Annotated in this window: 1 protein-coding gene; it reads left to right on the top strand. The window is 75.5% G+C overall.

Annotated elements, in window-relative coordinates; translation table 11 throughout:
• On the top strand, positions 1 to 1,267 hold a 1,267-nt coding region (locus tag ACFU99_RS44025), incomplete at its 5' end, for a transketolase C-terminal domain-containing protein (protein WP_384404460.1).
• Between the last annotated feature and the right edge of the window lie 3 nt (positions 1,268 to 1,270).

The raw sequence follows: 1,270 nt of genomic DNA, 5'->3' as shown, positions 1-1,270 counted from the left end.
CTCCGGCACCCCCGCTGACGCGGACGGTGCGGGCGTCGGCGGGCCGCTGCCGGTGGCGCTCAGCCTCTTCGAGCAGCTCGGCTTCGCCTATCTCGGCCCCGTCGACGGCCACCACCTGCGCTCGGTGGAGGAAGCCCTCCAGATCGCCCGCGACATGCGCGTACCGGTCGTGGTCCACACCGTCACCACCAAGGGCAAGGGCTATCCCCCGGCCGAGACGGAGCCCGCGGACTGCATGCACGCCGTCGGCGTCCTCGACCCGGACACCGGCAAGCCCCGCGGCGGCGGCTCCGCCCCCACCTGGACGACCATCTTCTCCGAGGAGCTGTGCGCGCTCGGCGCGGAGCACGAGGACCTGGTGGCGATCACCGCGGCGATGCCCGGCCCCACCGGTCTGGCCCGCTTCGGCCGGTGCTTCCCCGACCGGTTCTTCGACGTCGGCATCGCCGAGCAGCACGCCGTGACGTCCGCGGCGGGGCTGGCCGCGGGCGGGCTGCACCCCGTCATCGCCGTCTACGCGACCTTCCTCGGCCGCGCCTTCGACCAGGTGCTGATGGACGTGGCGCTGCACCGGCTGCCGGTGACCTTCGTCCTGGACCGGGCCGGCATCACCGGCCCCGACGGGCCCAGCCACCACGGCATGTGGGACCTGACCCTGCTCGGGGCCGTCCCCGGCATCCGCGTCGCCGCGCCCCGCGACGCCACCCAGCTGCGGCTGCTCCTGGCCGAGGCCGTCACCTGCGCCTCGGGGCCCACGGCGCTGCGCTTCCCCAAGGCCACGGTCGGCCGGGACATTCCCGCCGTCGAGCGGCGCGGGCCCCTCGACGTCCTGTACCGCGCCGGGTACCCCGACGTGCTGCTCGTCTCCACGGGCGCGCTCGCCGAACCCGCCCTCGAAGCCGCCGCGCTGCTGACCGCCCGCGGCGTGGGGGTCACCGTCGTGGACCCGCGCTGGGTCCTGCCCGTACCGTCCGAACTGACCGACCTGGCCGTACGCCACCGCCTGGTCGTCACCATCGAGGACAACACCCGGCACGGCGGGGTCGGCACCGCCGTCGCCCGCGCGCTGGCCGACACCGGCGTGACCGTTCCGATCCGCGCCCTGGGGCTGCCCGGCCGTTTCATCGCGCACGGCACGCGGAGCGATCTGCTCGCCGACGCCCGCCTCGACGCCCAGGGCATCGCCCATTCCGTGCTCCGCGCCCGCGCCGGCCATCCCGCGCGGGCCGCGGAGCTCGACGACACCTCGCACGTACGGAGGGTCTGAAGA

Origin of the sequence: Streptomyces sp. NPDC057654, from assembly GCF_042800135.1 — a bacterium.
GTDB lineage: Bacteria > Actinomycetota > Actinomycetes > Streptomycetales > Streptomycetaceae > Streptomyces.
The sequence above is the reverse complement of the archived record's forward strand: the minus strand, read 5'-3'. Positions and strand labels throughout refer to the sequence as shown.